At 71.4% G+C, this 12,452-nt stretch carries 13 protein-coding genes; 7 read left to right on the plus strand and 6 right to left on the minus strand.

The window, feature by feature from the left end; translation table 11 throughout:
• Positions 1-85: 85 nt before the first annotated feature.
• From ACZ7IB_RS07060 to ACZ7IB_RS07085, 6 genes are all read right to left on the minus strand, one after another.
• Positions 86-583, minus strand: coding sequence for a hypothetical protein (locus ACZ7IB_RS07060; RefSeq protein WP_470909846.1), 498 nt, complete (start codon positions 581-583; stop codon positions 86-88).
• A gap of 248 nt (positions 584-831) precedes the next feature.
• Positions 832-1,815 carry a CU044_5270 family protein gene (locus tag ACZ7IB_RS07065; protein ID WP_470909848.1) on the minus strand — a complete coding sequence of 328 codons (984 nt, stop codon included), beginning with the start codon at positions 1,813-1,815 and terminating at the stop codon, positions 832-834.
• Positions 1,803-2,402, minus strand: coding sequence for an RNA polymerase sigma factor (locus ACZ7IB_RS07070; RefSeq protein WP_470909850.1), 600 nt, complete (start codon positions 2,400-2,402; stop codon positions 1,803-1,805). The genes ACZ7IB_RS07065 and ACZ7IB_RS07070 overlap by 13 nt, the downstream gene beginning before the upstream one ends.
• Before the next feature lie 151 nt (positions 2,403-2,553).
• A complete protein-coding gene (locus tag ACZ7IB_RS07075; protein WP_470909852.1) occupies positions 2,554-2,838 on the minus strand; it encodes a hypothetical protein in 285 nt (94 codons plus the stop codon).
• 35 nt (positions 2,839-2,873) lie between these two features.
• Positions 2,874-3,848, minus strand: coding sequence for a helix-turn-helix domain-containing protein (locus ACZ7IB_RS07080; RefSeq protein ID WP_470909853.1), 975 nt, complete (start codon positions 3,846-3,848; stop codon positions 2,874-2,876).
• Positions 3,849-4,143: 295 nt separating this feature from the next.
• On the minus strand, positions 4,144-4,563 hold the full coding sequence (locus tag ACZ7IB_RS07085; protein WP_470909855.1) for an ATP-binding protein: 420 nt from the start codon (positions 4,561-4,563) through the stop codon (positions 4,144-4,146).
• A gap of 144 nt (positions 4,564-4,707) precedes the next feature.
• Here ACZ7IB_RS07085 and ACZ7IB_RS07090 point away from each other — a divergent pair, with 144 nt between their 5' ends.
• The 7 genes from ACZ7IB_RS07090 to ACZ7IB_RS07120 all read left to right on the plus strand — a co-directional run bounded on the left by ACZ7IB_RS07090 (position 4,708) and on the right by ACZ7IB_RS07120 (position 12,317).
• Positions 4,708-5,571, plus strand: a complete 864-nt coding sequence (locus tag ACZ7IB_RS07090) for a helix-turn-helix domain-containing protein (RefSeq protein WP_470909857.1) — start codon at positions 4,708-4,710, stop codon at positions 5,569-5,571.
• On the plus strand, positions 5,568-5,774 hold the full coding sequence (locus ACZ7IB_RS07095; RefSeq protein ID WP_470909859.1) for a DUF397 domain-containing protein: 207 nt from the start codon (positions 5,568-5,570) through the stop codon (positions 5,772-5,774). Before ACZ7IB_RS07090 ends, ACZ7IB_RS07095 begins: the two co-directional genes overlap by 4 nt.
• A gap of 276 nt (positions 5,775-6,050) precedes the next feature.
• Positions 6,051-6,878: an alpha/beta fold hydrolase gene (locus ACZ7IB_RS07100; RefSeq protein ID WP_470909861.1), complete on the plus strand. Its 828-nt coding sequence runs from the start codon at positions 6,051-6,053 to the stop codon at positions 6,876-6,878.
• Between the two features lie 462 nt (positions 6,879-7,340).
• Positions 7,341-7,487: an SCO0268 family class II lanthipeptide gene (gene lanA / locus ACZ7IB_RS07105; RefSeq protein WP_470909863.1), complete on the plus strand. Its 147-nt coding sequence runs from the start codon at positions 7,341-7,343 to the stop codon at positions 7,485-7,487.
• 133 nt (positions 7,488-7,620) lie between these two features.
• Complete coding sequence (locus ACZ7IB_RS07110) at positions 7,621-10,794, plus strand: lantibiotic dehydratase (RefSeq protein WP_470909864.1); 3,174 nt, start codon at positions 7,621-7,623, stop codon at positions 10,792-10,794.
• Positions 10,791-12,119: a lanthionine synthetase C family protein gene (locus tag ACZ7IB_RS07115; RefSeq protein ID WP_470909866.1), complete on the plus strand. Its 1,329-nt coding sequence runs from the start codon at positions 10,791-10,793 to the stop codon at positions 12,117-12,119. Before ACZ7IB_RS07110 ends, ACZ7IB_RS07115 begins: the two co-directional genes overlap by 4 nt.
• Before the next feature lie 3 nt (positions 12,120-12,122).
• Positions 12,123-12,317, plus strand: a complete 195-nt coding sequence (locus ACZ7IB_RS07120; protein ID WP_470909868.1) for a hypothetical protein — start codon at positions 12,123-12,125, stop codon at positions 12,315-12,317.
• The last annotated feature ends 135 nt before the right edge of the window (positions 12,318-12,452 follow it).

Raw genomic sequence — 12,452 nt, forward strand, 5'->3', positions numbered from 1 at the left:
TGTTCATTGTTGCGGGAGTTTCAACGGAGTGGGGGGTGGGGTCGGTCACGTGGGGGCGGTGCTCGTTCCGGGCTGCCGATACCGATTACGGCTGGGTGTTCACTTTCCTCAGCACACAGAGTTCTCCGCTGTCGGGGTCACCGATGAAGGTCCACAGGAAGGCGGAATCGGCCTTGCCCCTGGCAGTGAGTTCGCCACTGACGTCGCCGGGGGCGAACTCGATGGACACCGACGTCGCGTTGCCTTCGTACTCGGACACACCCGACTCCCAGGTTCCGGTGCCGGTCATGGCGGAGGGGAAACCGAATCCGGAACTGGTGTCGGTGGCGGCGTCCGAGTAGTCGCCGCAGGCGTCCGTGGCGCTGAAGGTGCCGTCGTCGGCGAAGACGAGCTGCCCGCCCCGGTCGTCCCGCCAGGTCCCCTGCAGCCGGCTGCTCGTCAGTACGAGCGGGGGACCGTCCGGCTCCGGCGGGATGTTCACGTAGCGCAGGACGAACAGCAGGGTGAACAGGCCCACGGGGACGAGCACCACGAGGCTCGCACCGATGCACAGCCCCAGCACGACCGCGGTCCTGCTCGACATCCGGCGCTTCGGTGGATGGGGCGGAGGCGGCCAGGGAGCCGGCTGAGAAGGCCGGAGGTCCCATGGCGGGCGTGTCGGTGCGGCTGGTCCCTCGGCGCTGGACATGCGCTCTCACCTCTGGGTTCTCGGCCGGCGGGCTGATGTCCGGCAGCGACATGATGCCCCCGCGGGTATCCGCCGCCGACGGCAGGGGCCGGTGCCCGCACCCCTGTGGCGGGCACCGACCCCGGTTCGCGGCCCTGGTGGCGTCAGGGCTTCTCGCCCTTGGCGTCGACGACGGCGGCCTCGACCCGGGCTTCGCTCAGCGTGATCTGGCCGGCCTTGAACTTCTCCGGCGGCAGTTTCGACTTGCCGGAGGAGAGCCGGTACGTGTAGTCCTCGGTGACCACGAACCGCTGTCCGGCATAACCGAAGGTGGTCGGGTCGATGAGGATCTCGCGCTGCTGGTGCGTGCCGTCCTCCTTCCGGGTGATGGCGATGACCTCGCGCCCGGCCGCGTCCTTCACCAGGTGGTCGGTGACGTGAACCCCGGGGACGGTGGCCAGCGCCCGGTAGACGCGGGCGAGGGCGCGGGGCGCGATCGGGTAGGCCTCGACCATCAGCCCCATCGCGCGGAAGCTGTGCACGGCCTCGGGCTCGGGCGGGCTCTCGGCGGTGTGGCCCGTCGGATAGAACGAACGGACCTTCTCCAACAGGCGCTCCGGGTCGTCGGGCAGCTCATTGGCGGCCCGGTAGATCTGGCGGGACGTGCGGTAGTCGTCGTCCTTGCCGTTCTTCGCCGCAGCGGAGTTGTCGTACGGGACCCAGGAGTCGGGGTCGTACGTGAAGCTCACGGCGGGCGAGCCCCCGGTGCGCTCCGGTGCGGCCATCCTGGTCCTGGTGTAGATCCACTGGTCGTCGCGCGGCTCCGGGGCCGCCTGCTGCTTCTCCAGTGCGTCGGCGGCCCGGTTCAGCACCTCGACCGGGCTGCTCAGCCGCAGAGTTCCGGTGGTCGCAGCGGGTCCGGAGCGGTCGGGGGCGGCGGCATCGACGAGCTGGGTGCCGAGCACGGCAGCCACGGTGATCGCCGCTGCCGCACCGATCGAGGCGATCCGCCAGTCTGCCTTCAGCCGGCGGACACGGCGGCCCGAGGCGACGGTCTCCGTGAGCCGCATCCGGCCCGGAGCGAGTGCGGAACGGTCGGGAACAGGCGCGTCCGCGCGCAGCTCCCGCAGCTGGGTCATTTCGTCCATGACGGGGTCAGCTCCATGACGTCGGGCGTGAACGAGGGATCCATGTCGAGCGCCTCACGGACCTTGCGGCGGGCGCGATTGAGCCGGGACCGCACGGTGCCGAGCGGGATGCCCAGCGCCTCGGCGACCTCCTGGTACCCGAGGTCGGCCCAGGCGACGAGCAGCAGCACATGGCGGTCGCCGGGCGAGAGCGAGGCGAGCGCCCCGGCCAGCGGCGCCTGGGCGGCGATCCGGTCGTCGGAGCGGTCGCTCCAGGACGCGGCCACCGGGTCCTGACCGGTACGGGCCAGGGCCCGCAGTCCCCTCTCCTCGCTGCGCCGCTGCTTGCCGATGAGGTTCGCGGCGATGCCGTACAGCCAGGGGCGGGCGTTGCGATGCGTGCTGTCGTAACGGAGCCGGGAGCGGAAGGCGATGAGAAAGGTCTCCGCCGTGATGTCGTCCGCCGCGCCCTCCCCGAGGCGGCGGGCGGCATAGCGGTGGATGTCCGGGGCGTGGCGGTCGTAGAGCCCGGCGAAGATCTCGGGATGCTCCAGCGACTGCGCGACGACCTCGGCATCGTCCTCGGGACTGGCTGGTGGTCCGGTCACATCGGCTCCTGGGGGCTCGGCGGGTGCGCGTGTCACCCCTTGTTGCCCGCAGGGCTCGGAAAGGTTCACAGGATACGGAGCGCCTTGGCGCGAGGACTCCGGTGCGCCGGTCCTGCGCCATGTCGGTGTCGACCGGTCGCGAGCCGCGGGGTCAGCCGTCCCGCTTGCCGCGGCCCCTGCGCAGGGCGATGAGCAGGACCAGCGGCGGGACGATCAGCAGCCAGATCAGGATGATCGTGACCGCGTCCGGGTTCGGTTCCTCCAGCTCCATGAGCATGGCCACCGTGGCGATCAGGCCCCAGATCGTTGTCGCGATGCCGGACAGCCAGAGGAGGACCGTCCGGGCCAGCCGTGCGCCCTTGGACCGAGGTTTGCCGCCCGGGCGGCCGCCCTGCCGTTGCGGGCGGGGGATGCGCTCCGGGTCGCGGGGCGGCATGTGGATCCTTGCCGAGGGCGGTACGCCCGCGTCGATCACGGCCAGGCGGTCCGCTGTGAGGCCCTTGTGGAGCGTGGGCTCGACGCGGATCTGGAAGCCGTCCAGGCCCGTGAGGTGGCGGCCGCCGTCAGCCCGCTCTCGCAGTCGTGGCAGTTGCCGGGGGTGGGGGAGCGGAAGGCGCGGTCGCAGTGGTCGCAGTTCTGGAGTGGGGTGGGTTGGTGGGTGGGGGTGGTTGGGGGTGGGAGGAGGTGGGTGAGGCGGTGGCGGAGGAGTTTGGCGGGGTGTCTGAGGGGGTGGGGGAGGTCGTTGGTGAGGGTGTGGCGGATGGTGGTGGGTGTGGCGCCTCGTTCGAACCAGGTGGCCACGGCGGGGGCGAGGTCGTGGATGTTGCGTTCGGTGAGGGTGAGTTGGGGTGTGTTGTGGTGGAGGTCGGCGAGGAGGGTGATGGCGGCGTGGTGGCGTTGGGGGAGGGGGTTGTCGGGTTGGGGTAGTGGCGGGGGTGGGGGTTTGGGTGCGGTGCGGGCGGGGATGTGGGGCGGCTGCTCGGGTGGCGGGGGTGCGGGGGCTGGGGCCACCGGGGCCGGGGCTGGGTGGCTGGGCTTGGGGCGTCGTTTGGGTGCAGTGACGGGGCGGGCGTTGGTGGAGCCCGGCTGGTTGTAGGAGCAGGTACGGGTGATGACGCGGCCGTTGGGAAGGCGTTCGCGGGTGCGGCGCAGGTAGCCGTGGGTTTCCAGTTCGCGTAGTGCGGCGGCGATGCGGGCTTCGCTGTCCGGGAAGCGTTCGGTGAGAGGTTTGATCCCGACCTTCGTCCCGGCGGGGAGCGACTGGATGTGGGTGGCGAGGCCGATCGCGAGGAGGGAGAGCTCGCGGTGCTGGGCGAGGTGGTTGCCGACCACGGTGAAGTGGCTGGTGTGACGGGAGTTGATGTGCATGACGCCGGACGAGGGCGTGGCGTCCCCGCGAACGGGAGACGGGGCGCGCGAGGGCGCGCTAACCTGCTGGGTATCCATCGGGAAGGCTCTTCTTCCTCGGTGGTCAGGCCCTCGATCGGGATTGCGAGTCCCGGCCGGGGGCCGACGCATGTCTGGGGTTGTGGGGGCGAGCATATGCCTGCCAACCGGGCGAAAATCCAGCCGAGTTGGTGATCTCACCCGTGTGGGTGACGGGGCCCGTGTGTGCCCCTGTGTGAGACCGGGGTAGGGGGCGGGGTTGGGAAGTTTCTTCTCTTCAAAGCCTTAAAAGCTTTTTACGTCGGGGTCCGCCGGGTCGCGGTTCACCGGGACGTGGCACACCGGGTCGCGACTGTCACGATCCGGTGAGGGCTACCTCCGCCCAGACGGTTTTGCGCGGGAAGGGGCCGACCTGCACGCCCCACCGGATGGCGATCGCCGCGACGAGCAACAGCCCGCGCCCCGCCTCGGAGTCGTTGTTCCGCTCCGGTACTCGGGGCAGTACGTCCCCGCGAGCATCGGCGACCTCGATACGGAGCGTGTCCCCGGTGACGGTCAGCATGATGCGGAAGTCCCGCCCCGGCACGTACCCGTGCAGCGCGGCGTTGGAGGCCAGCTCGGCGATGACATGCCCGGCGTCGTCCAGAGGCAGCCCCCAGGAGCGGAGTTGCTCGGTCGCCAGGAGCCGGGCGAGTCGGGCACCCCGACGGGTGGCGGAGAGCTGCACGGCGAACTGGCCGCTGCGGGCACGCGGTTGGGTGATTTCTCGGTTCACGTCACTCAGCGTGGCCGGAGATGCCTACTCTGAACAGCAATGACGTGCGTACGGACAGTGACTGTCCAGCGGTTGTACGGGTCTGTCCATCCGGTACGGCGTCGAGCGCGAAACGGTGCGGGCACGGGTGGAGGCGGGTGTCGTATGGCGGAGACGGACAACAGGGACAACACGGCGGACGGCCCGGACTGGGAGTTCGACGCCGAGGACGACTCGGGTGCGGTGATCGCGGCGGTCGGCCGACAGATCCGGTTGTGGCGTGAGGCGGCCGGCCTGCGTGCGGCAGAACTGGGCAGGGCGATCGGCTACGGGGAGAACCAGGTCTACAAGGTGGAGGCAGGGAAACGCATCCCCAAGCCGGAGTTCCTCGACAAGGCGGACGAAGTCCTGGGCGCGGGCGGCAAACTCGCCGCGATGAAGAAGGACGTGGCGGAGGCGCGGTACCCGAAGAAAGTCCGTGACGTAGCGAAGTTGGAGTCGGGTGCGGTCGAGATGGGTGCGTACGCCAGCGATGTCGTGGACGGCCTCCTGCAGACGGAGGAGTACGCCCGCGCTTTGTACAGAAAGAGGCGGCCCCTTTATACCGAGGACCAGATGGATCGCCTGGTTGCCGGGCGCATGGCTCGCCAGTCGGTCTTCGAGCGACGCCCTGCCCCGCTGCTGACGTTCGTCCAGGAAGAGGCGACGCTGAGGCGGCCGACCGGAGGCAAAATGGTGTTGCGCAGGCAGCTCGAACACCTGCTGGAGCTGGGCGCGTTGAGGCATGTCGAGATCCAGGTCATGCCGACGGATACGGAGGAGCATGCGGGGCTGGCCGGCTCGCACCGGGTGCTTAAGCTGAGTGACGGAACGGCTGTGGGGCTCAACGAGGTTCAGCTCACCAGCCGACTGATCGCTGATCCGAAGGAAGTCCAGATCCTTGAGATGCGGTACGGCCTGGTCCGATCCCAGGCGCTCACGCCTCGGTTGTCGCGGATCTTCATCACGAAACTGCTGGGAGAGACATGAGTGCCAAGCCCTCGGCCGGGGAGCTGCCCGGGCTGACGTGGTTCAAGAGCAGCTACAGCACCAACGATGGCCCTTCCTGTGTCGAGGTCGCGGAGACCGCGAGCACGATCCACGTACGCGACTCCAAGAACATCCCCGGCCCGCACCTCGGCTTCACGCCGGACGCGTGGGCGGAGTTCGTCACGTACGCGTCCACCAGCTGACCGTCGGACCACGCCCGTCCCGCCCCGGTTGTCCCGGGAGCGGGGTGCGCTGCTGCCCGGGGCAGGCCGAGAAGCGGCCACGATCTTCTTCGCCTCGATGAGTTCGGCCGGTATCGGGGCGAGGGTGCCGTGCGCCAGTGGGCGTCCATCGGCGCCTCCCGTACTTGCGGCGATACCGGGGAAGGTCCGCTCGCCCGACGATTCCGATTTGCGGCTCGGGCGCCCGGCCGCACTCTGGACTGGGGGACCGGCAGTACATCCGAGAGGACAACACGCATGCCCACGGTGACCACGCGTGACGGTGTCGACATCTTCTACAAGGACTGGGGCCGCGGCCGCCCTGTCGTCTTCATCCATGGCTGGCCGCTGAGCGGGGACGCCTGGCAGGACCAGCTCAAGGCGGTCGCGGACAGCGGGTTCCGCGGCATCGCCCACGACCGTCGTGGTCATGGCGGCTCCACCCCGGTCTGGGACGGCTACGACTTCGACACCTTCGCGGACGACCTCAACGACCTGATCACCCAACTGGACCTGCGGGACGTCACGCTGGTCGCGCACTCGATGGGTGGCGGCGAACTCGCCCGCTACATCGGCCGCCACGGCACCGACCGGATCAGGTCCGCGGTGCTGCTCTCGGCGATCTGTCCGCTGATGCTCCAGGGCCCCGACAACCCCGAGGGCGTACCGCAGTCGGTCTTCGACGACCTCAAGAACGGCATCCTCGCCGAGCGTTCGCAGTTCTGGAAGGACACTGCGGTCGCCTTCTTCGGTGCCAACCGCGACGGCAACAAGGTCACACAGGGCAACCAGGACGCCTTCTGGTACATGGCCATGGCCGAGACCATCGAGGGTGGCGTCGCCTGCGTCGACGCCTTCGCGGCCACGGACTTCCATGAGGACCTGAAGAAGTTCGACATCCCCACGCTCGTCGTGCACGGTGACGACGACCAGATCGTCCCCATCGAGGCCACGGGCCGCAAGTCCGCCCAACTCATCCCGGACGCGACCCTCAAGGTCTACGAAGGCGGCCCCCACGGCATCGCCGTCGTCCCGGGCTGCAAGGAGAGGTTCAACAAGGATCTTCTGGAGTTCCTCAAGCGCTGAACCAAAGGGTGTCCCGTACGCGGCAGGGTTCGCCGAACTCGTCGGCAATCTTTTCGAGTTCTGCCGATATGCAGTGAAGCGTGGCGGAGGCAAGGGCCGTATCACGCCGAATAAGCGGGGCGCCGTGCGGAGCGGCCGGATGGTGACGGGTGGAGCCCCGCCGCGCCGTGATTCCGGGGGCCGGGGTCTGCCCGGGGCGGTGATCGCGTTGCGCGGGCGGGCAGGAGAAGCTTCTGTTCACAGACGTAGATCCCGTCGTTACGGGCGCACGCGCGCCTGTACGGCCCCTTTTTTTGTCGCCTGGACGGGGCCGCTTCGCCGTTCTTCCGGTTGGCCGAAAACGGGCTCCCCGTGCGGTGGTGCCGCAGTGAAAAGTGAGCACGGGAGAGCCGAACAGGCGCTCAGGTATTCCAATCATTTGTTCGCTTCAATGACCCTTTGGGGGCACATATGCGCACCGAAATGATTATCGCCAACGACATCGCCGCCGACCTGGACCTCGACCTCCGTATCTCGGAGGTCTCCGACGAGACCCAGGAGTTCGGCGCCGGTACGTACTCCTCGCCGAGCAGCTACGCGATCGGCACCCGTTGTCCCATCTGCTGCTGACGCGGCACACGCGTCGGCCCGACCGGCGCGGGACCCGGCTGAAGTGAGGCGAGGCGAAGCGGGCTCAGCCGCTTCGCCTCGCCGTACCACCGCATCGCTTTCCCGTACCGCCGCACCATGGGGGGCTGCCGACGTGCGACCAGATCTGGAACCGGACCTGGACCTGGATCTCTTCGAGGTCCGCGAGCCGGTGCTCGTGCGGATGGCGAGTGCGCCGCGCGACCGCGCCGAACCCCGCATCGACCCCGACGACCCCGTTCCGGGGCTCCGCCGCCTGGCCGGCGACCCGCTGCTCCGCCAGGCCGTCGAGGTCGCCAGCGGCAGCCTCTCCCTCAGCCTCCAGCGCCTCGCCACCGCCGAGGGTGCCGCCTCCCTCGGCCGGAAGCGGACCCTCAGTGCGGCCAGGACCCTCACCCGGTACGCGCGCCGCGCCGGCGGCCGGCCCACCCCCTTCGGCCTGTTCGCGGGCGTCGGCCGGGCCACCTTCGGCCCCGGCGCCAAGGCCGCGCTCACCGGCCCCGGCGAGGTGTCGGTCCGACTCGACGGCCTCTGGCTGCACCGCCGGGTGCTCGACTGGCTCGCCGTCCCCGAGGTCCGCCGCCGGACCGATGTCGTACTGAACGATCTGTGCGTCCGGCGCGACGGCCGGATCACCCTGCACACCGGCGAGCGCGAGATCTCGGTCCGGGACAACGCCCTCGTTGCCGTCGTCCGCGAGGCCGCCGCGCGTCCCGTCCCGTACGGGGCACTCGTCGACGACCTGAGCGCCCGCTTCCCCTCCGTCGAGCAGGGCCGCATCGACGGCCTCCTCGCGGGCCTCGTCCAGCACGGCCTCCTGCTCACCTCCCTCACGCCGTACCGCATCGACGCCGAACTCCTCGACCGCATCGAGGCCGCCGTCGACGGGGTCGTACCGGGCGCCGCCGAAGGACTGCGCGCCGTCCGCGCCGCCGCCACCACCCACGAGGCGGACCCGCCCGGCCGGGGCCGGGACTCCTGGCACGCGCTGCTCGCGGCCGTCCGCACCCTGGACGGCGACGACGCGGACAGCGGCCGACGGCCCCCCGTCCATGTGGACCTGCGGATGCCCGCCGACATCGTGCTGCCGGAGACGATCGGCGAGGAGGTGCGCCGCTACGCCGCCGCGATCTGGGCGATGACCCCGGAGTGGACCACGCTCGCGTACCTGCGGGACTACCGGGACCGGTTCATCGAGCGGTACGGAACCGCCTCCGCCGTCCCGCTCGCCGACCTCGTCGACCCGCACCGCGGCCTCGGGCTGCCGCCCGAGTACGGCACCCCCGCGCCCGCCCACTCACGCGTCGGCCCCGGCGAGGACGCCGACCGCCCCCGCCGCGCCGCGATCGCCGAACTCACCCAGCAGGCCGTCCTCGACGGCGGCGACATCGAACTCACCGACGCCGACGTGGCGCGCCTGGCCAAGGCCGTCGGGCACACCCCCGGGGGCCGCGCGCCCCGCACCCTCGAACTCTGCTTCCAGATCCTCGCCGACAGCCAGGAGGCCATCGACCGGGGCGAGTTCCTGCTCCTGGGCAGTCCGCACATCGGCTCCTGGACAGCCGGCGCGACCGCGGGCCGCTTCGCCGCCGTCGCCGGTCTCACCGGCGAACTCGCCGAGCTGGCCGCGGGCCCCGCCCCCGGACCCGCCGACGAGGACGTACTCGTGGCCCAGGTCGACACCATGCCGACCGACCCGCGCTCGCTGAATATCGTGCAGGTGCCGCCGCTGCTGCCGTACCGCATACCGGTCGGCGTCGCCGACGACCGCGGCGACCCGCACTGCCTGGACTGGCGGACCCTCCTCGTCGCCGCGGGCGAGGACGGGCTGCGGCTGCTGCACGGGCCGACCGGTCGCCAGGTCGTCCCCGTCTTCCCGCACATGCTGGCCCTCGACGCGCAGGCCCCGCCCGTCGCCCGCTTCCTCTCCGACCTCGCCGCGGCCCGGCCCCGGGTCTGGTCCGGCTGGGACTGGGCGGGGCTCGACGTCCTCCCGTACCTCCCGCGCGTCCGTTACGGCCGTGTGCTGACCTCGCCGCGTCGCTGGCTCGCGGGGCGTCGCCTGATGGATGCGGCACGCTCGGGGAGTACGTCCGTGTGGGAGGAGGGGCTGCGCGAGTGGCGCCGCCGGGGCCGGGTACCCGACCGGATCCAGATAGCCCGCAACGACCAGATGTTCCCGATCGACCTGCGCGAGCCGTGGGACCAGGGGCTGCTGCGCGCCGAACTGACCGCCAGGGAACCCCGGTTCCAGCTGTACGAGGACCTCACCGCGGACGGTGCCGGGCTCGGCTGGAATTCCGGGTACAGCACCGAGATCGTCGTCCCGCTCGTCCGCGCCGCGCGTACCCCGGCGGCCGACGCGCCGGGAGAGGCCGCACCGGCGCTCGCCAAGTCCCGGCTCCGGTACGCGCCCACGGTGTTCCACCTGCCCGGCGAGGACTGGCTGACCGTCAAGCTGTACGCCGAGCAGACCGCCCACGACACCCTGCTCGCCGAACACCTGCCCGCGCTGCTGGCCGACATCGACGCGGACATCGACCGGTGGTTCTTCCTGCGCTACCGCGACCCCGACCCGCATCTGCGGATCCGTCTCCACGGCGACCCGGCCGCACTGAACGGACGGGTCCTGCCCGCCGTCGCCCGGCACGTGCGGCGCCTGACCGAATCAGGCGCGGTGCGGGGGATGACGGTGGACGCGTACCGCCCGGAGACCGACCGCTACCTCGGCCCCGCCGCACAGGAGGCCGTCGAGGGACTGTTCCTGACGGACAGTCAATCCGCGTTGGTCCAGCTCCGGGCGCGCCGCGCCGGGGCGGCGGCCGTTCCCGACGACGTCCTCGCGGCCGCCGGGCACGCGGTGCTGCTGGACTCGCTCGGCGACTGGGACTGGTGCGCCTGGGCGGTCCACATGTTCACCAAGGGCCCCGACCACGAGGTCTACCAGCGCCATCGCGCCCTGGCCGACCGGCTGATCCGCCCCGGAGACATCCCCGGGGACACCGCCCGCCGCGCCGCGGCCGAACTCCGTGTCCCCGCGCTCGCGGAGCTGTGGGCGGACGCGCCCGAACCGGCGGCCTACGGAAAGCTGGTGCTGGCCGCCTCGGAGGCCGACCGCGACGAGGCCGTGCTGTCGCTGCTGCACATGCGGCACAACCGGCTGTTCGGCATCGACCAGGCGGCGGAGGCCCGCGCCTACGCGGTCCTGCGCGGAGCCGCCCGAACCGGCATCGCCCGCCGCGAACACGCGGCCCGGTCCACCGCCGCAGCCGTCAGGAGCGCCCGATGACCGCCCTCGTCCGAACCGAACTGCGCGAGCGCGCCGGACAGGTCTCGGAGCAGATCCTCGACCGGCTGGCCGACCCCGCCGCCACCATGGCCGCCACCCGGATCCCGGCCGAGGCCAACGACACCGGCGAGACCGAGGCCATCTGGGCCGAGATGACCCTCGGCAGCGGCAGCCCCGGCCTGGCCATCGCCTTCAGCGGCGCCACCCGTCCCGGCACCGACCGCACCGCCCGCGCGCACGGGTATCTCGCGGCCGCCACCTCGGCCGCGGCCCTCGGGGACACCACCCCGAGCGGCATCTTCAAGGGGCCGGGGGCCCTCGCCTTCGCCGTCCTGATCGCCCACCGCGCCACGGGTGGCTACGTCTCCGCCCTCCAGCGGCTCGACGGATACCAGCGGAGCCTGGTCCGCAGCGCGCTGCCCGCCGTCCCGGAGAACTCCCCGCTGCCCACCATCGGGCACTACGAGGTGGTGCGCGGGATGACAGGGGTGGGCCGCTACCTGCTGGCCCGCGCCGAGACCTGCGGCGAGGAACTGGAGACCACACTCACCTACCTGACCCGCCTCTCGTTGGGCGAGGTGGAGCACCGCGGCCACAAGGTGCCGCGGTGGTGGGCCCTGGACGCGCCCCGGATCGGCGCGGAGGACCAACTGCCCGACGGCCACCTCAACCTCGGGATCTCGCACGGGGTCGCCGGGCCGCTCGCCCTGCTGTCGCTCGCCTGGCACCAGGGGATCCGCGTACCGGACCAGCGGGAGGCCATCGAGTCGTCCGTCGAACTGCTCACCCGGTGGGCGGTGCACGACGAGTACGGGCTGTACTGGCCCCCGTACCTGAGCCTCACCGAGTGGCTGGCCGGACCCGGCGACTTCGCCGCCCCCGCCGGACGGCCCGCCTGGTGCTACGGCACCCCCGCGGTCTCCCGCGCGCTGCAACTGGCCGGACTGGCACTGGGCCGCGCGGACTGGACCGGCACGGCGAAGGCGTCCGTGGAGCGGCTGCTGACGCTGACCCCGGACCGGTGGGACATCGACGACAACGCGCTGTGCCACGGCTGGGCGGGGGCCCTGCACCAGCTCGGGCGGCTCAACGAGCACTTCGGCGACGACCGGATCGAGGAGGTCCGCGACCGGATCGCGGCCCCGCTCGTCGACGCCTTCGACCCGGAGCTGCCCTTCGGCTACCGCTTCACCATGACGAAGGTGCCGTTCGGGACGGACGTCTCCGGGTACCTCGACGGGGCGGCGGGCCTGGCCCTGGCCCTGGACGCCTACTCCACCGGGGGTGCGCCCTCGGGCTGGGACATGCCGCTGTTGCTGTCCTAGCTGGTGGTCGGCGGCCTGGTCCCCGCCACCGCGGTCACCGGCGCCCGCGCCCACCTGGTCCGTCACCACGACGAGCTGAAGTGCGACGCTCTCGACGTACAGAAGATCGACGAGGCGATGGGCGTGGCCGAGCACCTCGGCGTCGCCTTCTGCGAGGCCACCGAGGTGTACAGCGGCATGGAAGGCAACCTGAACTGATCACGAGAGCCCCTGGCCCGCCCGGGGCCCTCGTGCGGCTGCTGGACGGGTCGCAGCCGACGGGGTGCGGTGGCTTCGGGGGTGTGCCGGTGCGGGTGGGTGCGGGGCTTTGTCCTCGATCGCCGGAGGGGCTCG

Source organism: Streptomyces sp. NPDC037301 (assembly GCF_055602785.1).

Excerpts from the sequence above, each read along its gene's own strand:
- ACZ7IB_RS07060 (WP_470909846.1), bottom strand. The coding sequence starts at position 583 with ATGTCGAGCAGGACCGCGGTCGTGCTGGGGCTGTGCATCGGTGCGAGC.
- ACZ7IB_RS07065 (WP_470909848.1), bottom strand. The coding sequence starts at position 1,815 with ATGGACGAAATGACCCAGCTGCGGGAGCTGCGCGCGGACGCGCCTGTT.
- ACZ7IB_RS07075 (WP_470909852.1), bottom strand. The coding sequence starts at position 2,838 with ATGCCGCCCCGCGACCCGGAGCGCATCCCCCGCCCGCAACGGCAGGGC.
- ACZ7IB_RS07080 (WP_470909853.1), bottom strand. The coding sequence starts at position 3,848 with ATGGATACCCAGCAGGTTAGCGCGCCCTCGCGCGCCCCGTCTCCCGTT.
- ACZ7IB_RS07090 (WP_470909857.1), top strand. The coding sequence starts at position 4,708 with ATGGCGGAGACGGACAACAGGGACAACACGGCGGACGGCCCGGACTGG.
- ACZ7IB_RS07095 (WP_470909859.1), top strand. The coding sequence starts at position 5,568 with ATGAGTGCCAAGCCCTCGGCCGGGGAGCTGCCCGGGCTGACGTGGTTC.
- ACZ7IB_RS07100 (WP_470909861.1), top strand. The coding sequence starts at position 6,051 with ATGCCCACGGTGACCACGCGTGACGGTGTCGACATCTTCTACAAGGAC.
- lanA (WP_470909863.1), top strand. The coding sequence starts at position 7,341 with ATGATTATCGCCAACGACATCGCCGCCGACCTGGACCTCGACCTCCGT.
- ACZ7IB_RS07115 (WP_470909866.1), top strand. The coding sequence starts at position 10,791 with ATGACCGCCCTCGTCCGAACCGAACTGCGCGAGCGCGCCGGACAGGTC.